Consider the following 6,283-nt stretch of genomic DNA (forward strand, 5'->3'; position numbering starts at 1 on the left):
TCGCGCAGGACGCCTTTCGATCCTAGCCCCGATTACTCCGGCTTCTTCAGCTTCGGATTGGGGAAGAACTGCACGGTCTGCACCTTGGGGTCGGCGGCCTTGGGCTTCAGCGCGCTGGTGTTGACCCGGGTCGGCAGCTCCTTGGGCACCGAGTTGCCGCGGGCGTCGAGGGTGTCGGCATAGCCGCAGGCCACGCACTGGCGGTTCGGCGTGCCGTCCTCGTCCCACATCTGGATGGTGTCCATCGCCTCGCAGGCCGGGCACACCGCGCCGGCGATGAAGCGTTTCACCGGCGCGTTCAGGTTGTACTCGCTCATGCCGCCTCCTCGCTCAGGCCGCTGTGGCGCAGCAGCGCGTCGATCGACGGCTCGCGGCCGCGGAAGTCGACGAACAGCTGCATGGCTTCCTGCGAGCCGCCGCGGGCGAGGATCGCCTCGCGGAAGGCGCGGCCGGTGGCCGGGTTGAGCACGCCCTCCTCCTCGAACCTGGCGAAGGCATCGGCGGACAGCACCTCGGCCCACTTGTAGCTGTAGTAGCCGGCCGCGTAGCCGCCGGCGAAGATGTGCGCGAAGCTGTTGGCGAAACGGTTCCAGCGCGGCGGCTGGAACACCGACACCTCGTCGCGGATCGTCTGCAGCACCTCGAGCACGCCGCGGCCGTCGCCGTGGGTGGCGTGCAGCTCGAAGTCGAACAGCGAGAACTCCAGCTGGCGCAGCAGCATCAGCCCGGACTGGAAGTTCTTCGCCGCCAGCATCCTGTCCAGCAGCTCCTGCGGCAGCGGCTCGCCGCTCTCGAAGTGGCCGGAGATCAGCGCCAGGCCTTCCGGCTCCCAGCACCAGTTCTCCATGAACTGGCTGGGCAGCTCCACCGCGTCCCAGGCCACGCCGTTGATGCCCGACACGCCGGCATAGTCGACGCGGGTCAGCAGGTGGTGCAGGCCGTGGCCGAACTCGTGGAACAGGGTGGTGACCTCGTCGTGGGTCAGCAGCGCCGGCTTGCCGGGCGCGGCAGGCGTGAAGTTGCACACCAGGTTGGCCACCGGACTGATGCGCTCGCCGGCGCTGTTGCGCCAGTGGTCGCGGGCGCCGTCCATCCAGGCGCCGCCGCGCTTGTTGGCGCGGGCATAGAGGTCGAAGAAGAAGCGCCCGACCTGCGCGCCGTTTTCCGTGATCTCGAACAGGCGCACGTCCGGGTGCCAGCTGTCGAAGTCCTTGAGTTCCTCGATCTGGATGCCGTACAGGCGCTCGACGATGGCGAACAGGCCGGACAGCACCTTGTCGATCGGGAACCAGGCGCGCACCTGCTCCTGGGAAATCTCGTAGCGCTGGTGGCGCAGCTTCTCGCTGAAGTAGCCGACGTCCCAGCTGGCCAGATCAGCCACGCCGCGCTCGGCGGCGAAGGCGCGCAGTTCGGCGAGATCCTGCTCGGCGAACGGCTTGCCGCGTACGGCCAGGTCGCGCAGGAAGCCGAGCACCTGCTCGGTGGACTCGGCCATCTTGGTGGCCAGCGACAGCTCGCCGTAGTGCTGGAAGCCCAGCAGCCGGGCCAGCTCCTGGCGCAGGTCGAGGATCTCGGCCATCAGCGGGCCATTGTCGTGCTGGCCGGCGTTGGGGCCTTGGTCGGAGGCGCGGGTGGCGTAGGCGGTGTACACCTCCTCGCGCAGGGCACGGTCGTCGGCGTAGGTCATCACCGCGTAGTAGCTGGGGAACTCCAGGGTCACCAGCCAGCCGTCGAGCCCCTTGGCCTGCGCGGCCTGCTGCATCTGCGCGCGCGCCGACTCCGGCAGGCCGGCCAGCTGCGCCTCGTCGGTGATCTGCTTGGTCCAGGCCTGGGTGGCGTCGAGCAGCTGGTTGGAGAAGCGGCTGGACAGCTCGGAGAGCTTCATCTGGATCGCGCCGTAGCGCTGCTGCTCGGCTTCCGGCAGGTCGATGCCCGACAGGTGGAAGTCGCGCAGGGTGTGCTTGAGGATGGTCTGCTGGGCGACCTCGAAGCCGGCCGCCGCCGGGCTGGCGGCCAGGGCGTGCCAGGCGTCGTAGAGGGCGCGGTTCTGGCCCAGCTCGGTGTAGTAGGCCGACAGCTTGGGCAGGCAGGCCTCGTAGGCGGCGCGCAGTTCGGCGCTGTTGCACACGGCGTTGAGATGGCTGACCGGGCTCCAGGCGCGGCCCAGGCGCGCGTTCAGCTCGTCCAGCGCCAGCACCAGGCCGTTCCAGTCGGGATTGACGCCCTGGGTTTCCAGGATGCGCGCGATGGCGGCGCGGTTGTCTTCGAGGATCCGGTCGACGGCCGGCTCGACGTGCTCGGGGCGGATCGCCGAGTAGGGCGGCAGGTCGAAGTCTTGCAGCAGGGGATTGTTGGCAGTCACGGCGTTTGACCCTGGGTCGGAAGAATCACGGATCATGTTAATGACAAATGCCCGAGCGCGCAGCTCGGGCGCGGCTATCGGGGTGATCGGGGGATGGCATGCCTGTCGCCAGTTCGCCCCGTGCATGCTAAGTAGAAGGCCACGACAACTCACCAGGAGCCTTTCCATGACCATCCGCACCTACCAGGGCCATGCCCCGCAGCTCGGCGCGCGCGCCTTCGTCGATCCCAGCGCCGTGGTGATCGGCGACGTGGTGCTGGGCGACGACTGCTCGGTGTGGCCGCTGGCGGTGATCCGCGGCGACATGCACCGCATCCGCATCGGCGCGCGCACCAGCATCCAGGACGGCAGCGTGCTGCACATCACCCACGCCGGGCCGTTCAACCCGGACGGCTACCCGCTGGAGATCGGCGAGGACGTCACCGTTGGCCACAAGGTGACCCTGCACGGCTGCACCATCGGCAGCCGCGTGCTGGTCGGCATGGGCGCCATCGTCATGGACGGCGCGGTGGTCGAGGACGAGGTGGTGATCGGCGCCGGCAGCCTGGTGCCGCCGGGCAAGAAACTGGAGAGCGGCTACCTGTACGTCGGCAGCCCGGTGAAGCAGGCCCGCCCGCTCTCCGACAAGGAGCGCGCCTTCTTCACCTACAGCGCGGTCAACTACGTGAAGCTCAAGGACCTGCATCTGCTGGAGGGCTATGGCGGCTGAGTTCGCTATCGGTCCATCCGTCGGCGTAGGGTGCGCCGTGTGCACCGGGCGCAGGCGCTGATGGTGCGCACGGCGCACCCTACGGATGAGGACTCAGCGATTCACGTCCACCACCACCCGCCCGCGCACCCGCCCGGCGAGCAGTTCACCGGCGACCGGGATGGCTTCCTCCAGACCGATGGTGCGGGTGATCGGCGCCAACAGGCTCTTGTCCAGATCACGGGCCAGGCGGCTCCAGGCCTCGAGGCGGTCGGCGCGCGGGCGCATCACGCTGTCGATGCCGGCCAGGGTCACCCCGCGCAGGATGAACGGCGCCACCGTGGCCGGGAACTCCATGCCCTGGGCCAGGCCGCAGGCGGCCACGCAGCCGCCGTAGCGGGTGGACGCGCAGACGTTGGCCAGGGTGTGACTGCCCACCGAATCGATGGCGCCGGCCCAGCGCTCGCGGCCCAGCGGGCGGCCCGGCTCGCTGAGGCTGCCGCGCTCGATGATCTCGGCGGCGCCGAGGGCCTTCAGGTAGTCTGCCTCCTCGGGGCGGCCGGTAGACGCCACCACCCGGTAGCCCAGCCTGGCCAGCAGGGCGACGGCGAAGCTGCCCACCCCGCCGCTGGCGCCGGTGACCAGCACCTCGCCCTGCTCGGGCGTCACCCCGTGGCGCTCCAGGGCCAGCACCGAAAGCATCGCGGTGTAGCCGGCGGTACCCACCGCCATCGCCTCGGCGGCGCTGAAGCCCTGCGGCAGCGGGATCAGCCAGTCGCCCCTGAGGCGCGCCTGCTGGGCCAGGCCGCCCCAGTGCGTCTCGCCGACGCCCCAGCCGTTGAGCAGCACGGCGTCGCCGGCCTTGAAGTCGGCATGGCTGCTCTCCTCCACCACGCCGGCCAGGTCGATGCCCGGCACCATGGGGAACTGGCGCACCACCGGGCCCTTGCCGGTGATGGCCAGGGCGTCCTTGTAGTTGAGGGTGCTGTGGCTGACGCGCACGCGCACGTCGCCTTCCGGCAACTGGGCCTCGTCGAGCGCCTGCAGGCTGGCGCGGTAGCCGGAGTCGTCCTTGTCGATCAGGATGGCGCGGAACATGGGATCACACCTCTCTGGTTTTAGACTGGTCGTCTAGAAATGGGCGATAAGAAATCAGCGCGGCAGCAGGGCGAGGAAGCCGCGGATGAAGGTCTGCAGCGGCGCGTCGCTCTGCACCAGGCGGGCGCGCAGCACCGCACCTTCCCAGCCGATCCAGAAGAACGCCGCCAGCTCGTCGCAATCCAGCGTCGCCGCCAGGCTGCCTTCGGCCTGGGCGGCGCGCAGGCAGGCGGCCAGGCGCGCCTGCCAGTCGCGCAGCACGCTTTCCAGCTGCTCGCGGAAGCCCTCGGGCAGGCGGGTCACCTCCTGGCCGAGGTTGCCGACCAGGCAGCCGCGGCGGAAGGCGTGGCGGGCCATGCCGGCGCGGGCGTTGGTGACGAAGTCCTCCAGGCGCGCCAGCGGCGGGCGGCTCTCGTCGAGCAGCCAGCGGTCCAGCTTGGCGGCGAAGTAGCCGGCGTAGCGCTCCAGCACGGCGCGGCCGAAGGCCTCCTTGCTGGGAAAGTAGTGGTAGAAGGAGCCCTTGGGCACGCTGACCTGCTTGAGCACCGCGTCGATGCCGGTGACCAGGAAGCCCTGCTCGGTGAGCAGGCGCATGCCGGCGTGCAGTAGCGCCTCGCGGGTCTCGCGCTGGTCGCGGTCGAGCTTGGGCGGGCGGCCGCGGCGCGGCTGGGGGGCGTGAGCTGTCATGCGCCGATTATTGGACCGGTCGTCTTGAAAAATCAACCGGCCGGTTTGGCGGCGAACTTCTCCGGGCGCAGAACCTCCACCTCGGCCAAGTAGCAGATCATCGCGAAGTGGGCGTAGTAGCGCTCCTGCAGGTGGCGGGCGATGCGCTCGGCCAGCTCGCGCTCGCAGAGGATCTCGGCGCGGATGTTGCCGGCGGTGTCCCAGTCGGCGCGGCGCAGACCGTGGGAGCCACGGCCGCGCACGTCGGAGAGGGTCCAGCCGGGTGCGCCGAGCTGTTCGAGATCGGCGACCAGCTTGTGCTCCAGCGCCGCTTCGCAGATCACGGTGAGCAGGGTGGTGTGGGCCATATCAGAGTCCCCAGGCGATCAGTTGCTCGGCCAGCGCCAGGTACAGCGGTATGCCGATCAGGATGTTGAACGGGAAGGTGATCCCCAGCGCGGCGGTCAGCGACAGCGACGGGTTGGCCTCGGGCAGGGCCAGGCGCATGGCCGCCGGCACGGCGATGTAGGACGCCGAGGCGGCCAGGGTGGCGAGCATCGCCGTGCCGCCCAGCGACAGGCCCATCAGCCGCGCCAGCAGGGCGCCGATCAGCGCGCCGAGCAGCGGCATGCACAGGGCGAAGGCGGCCAGGCGCACGCCGTACTGGCGCAGCGAGCCGAGCTGGCCGGAGGCGATCAGGCCCATCTCCAGCAGGAAGAACGCCAGCACCGGCTTGAACATGCCGGTGTACAGCGGCTCCAGCGGCTTGATCGCCTCCTTGCCGGCCAGCGCGCCGATCACCAGGCCGCCGAGCAGCAGCATGATGCTCTTGCCGAGGAAGATCTCGCGGCCCAGCTCCTTCCAGTGGGTGTCGCGCGAGATGCCCTTGGCCAGCAGGATGCCGACCAGGATCGCCGGGATCTCGAGGATCGCCACGAACAGCGGCATGTAGCTCTCGAAGAAGATCTGCCGCGAGGCCAGGTAGGCGACCACCACGGCGAAGGTGCCGGCGCTCACCGAGCCGTAGTGTGCGGCGACGCTGGCGGCGTTGACGCGATCGAAGCGCAGGGCGCGCAGCAGGCCGAAGGCCAGCAGCGGCAGGGTGATGCCCAGGCCCAGCACCAGCGCGGACTGGGCGAGCAGCGCCGGACTGGCCTGCTCGGCCAGCTCCACGCCGCCGTGCAGGCCGATGGCCAGCAGCAGGATGATGGACAGGGTTTCGTAGAGCGCCGGCGGCAGCTTCAGTTCGCTCTTCAGCAGGCCCGCGGTCAGGCCGAAGACGAAGAACAGCACGACGGGGTCGAGACTCATCGGTCCTCCTCGATAGTTCAGGCAAAAAAAAGGTTCATCGCATTTTCCCGGGGAAGGCGGCCTTGATTTTCAGGAAAAAGTAATCGGCGTCCCTGAAGCCATAGGCCATGCGCTTGATCACCTTGATCCGGTTGTTCACCCCCTCCAGCAGGCTGGTG

Annotated in this window: 8 protein-coding genes; 1 reads left to right on the forward strand and 7 read right to left on the reverse strand. The window is 69.4% G+C overall.

The genetic code is table 11. The annotated features are described in order from the left end of the window. Window positions 1-32: 32 nt before the first annotated feature. Both RA210_RS04175 and prlC read right to left on the reverse strand, forming a co-directional pair. Complete coding sequence (locus tag RA210_RS04175) at window positions 33-317, reverse strand: YheV family putative zinc ribbon protein (protein WP_136491071.1); 285 nt, start codon at window positions 315-317, stop codon at window positions 33-35. Beyond that, entirely contained in the window at window positions 314-2,398 is a 2,085-nt protein-coding gene (gene prlC, locus RA210_RS04180; protein WP_201485504.1) for an oligopeptidase A, read from the reverse strand. Before prlC ends, RA210_RS04175 begins: the two co-directional genes overlap by 4 nt. Window positions 2,399-2,528: 130 nt before the next feature. Between prlC and RA210_RS04185 the strand changes: the two genes are divergently transcribed. Next, window positions 2,529-3,071: a gamma carbonic anhydrase family protein gene (locus RA210_RS04185; protein ID WP_136491069.1), complete on the forward strand. Its 543-nt coding sequence runs from the start codon at window positions 2,529-2,531 to the stop codon at window positions 3,069-3,071. Between the two features lie 93 nt (window positions 3,072-3,164). On the opposite strand, the gene acuI is transcribed toward RA210_RS04185, so the two are convergent. The 5 genes from acuI to RA210_RS04210 all read right to left on the reverse strand — a co-directional run. Beyond that, window positions 3,165-4,148 (reverse strand): acrylyl-CoA reductase (NADPH), encoded by a 984-nt coding sequence (gene acuI, locus RA210_RS04190; protein WP_136491068.1) that lies wholly within the window; start codon window positions 4,146-4,148, stop codon window positions 3,165-3,167. Between the two features lie 54 nt (window positions 4,149-4,202). Then, the gene (acuR, locus tag RA210_RS04195; RefSeq protein WP_201485505.1) at window positions 4,203-4,835 is read right to left on the reverse strand and encodes an acrylate utilization transcriptional regulator AcuR; all 633 of its coding nucleotides are present in this window, start codon (window positions 4,833-4,835) and stop codon (window positions 4,203-4,205) included. A 32-nt stretch (window positions 4,836-4,867) separates the two neighbouring features. Further along, window positions 4,868-5,182 carry a P-II family nitrogen regulator gene (locus tag RA210_RS04200; RefSeq protein WP_201485506.1) on the reverse strand — a complete coding sequence of 105 codons (315 nt, stop codon included), beginning with the start codon at window positions 5,180-5,182 and terminating at the stop codon, window positions 4,868-4,870. A gap of 1 nt (window position 5,183) precedes the next feature. Beyond that, window positions 5,184-6,125 carry a sodium-dependent bicarbonate transport family permease gene (locus RA210_RS04205; RefSeq protein ID WP_201485507.1) on the reverse strand — a complete coding sequence of 314 codons (942 nt, stop codon included), beginning with the start codon at window positions 6,123-6,125 and terminating at the stop codon, window positions 5,184-5,186. Between the two features lie 34 nt (window positions 6,126-6,159). Continuing rightward, a partial coding sequence (locus tag RA210_RS04210) for a transposase (protein ID WP_201485414.1) occupies window positions 6,160-6,283 on the reverse strand: 124 nt, incomplete at its 5' end.

This window comes from Pseudomonas sp. OF001 (genome assembly GCF_904426495.1).
Lineage (GTDB): Bacteria > Pseudomonadota > Gammaproteobacteria > Pseudomonadales > Pseudomonadaceae > Geopseudomonas.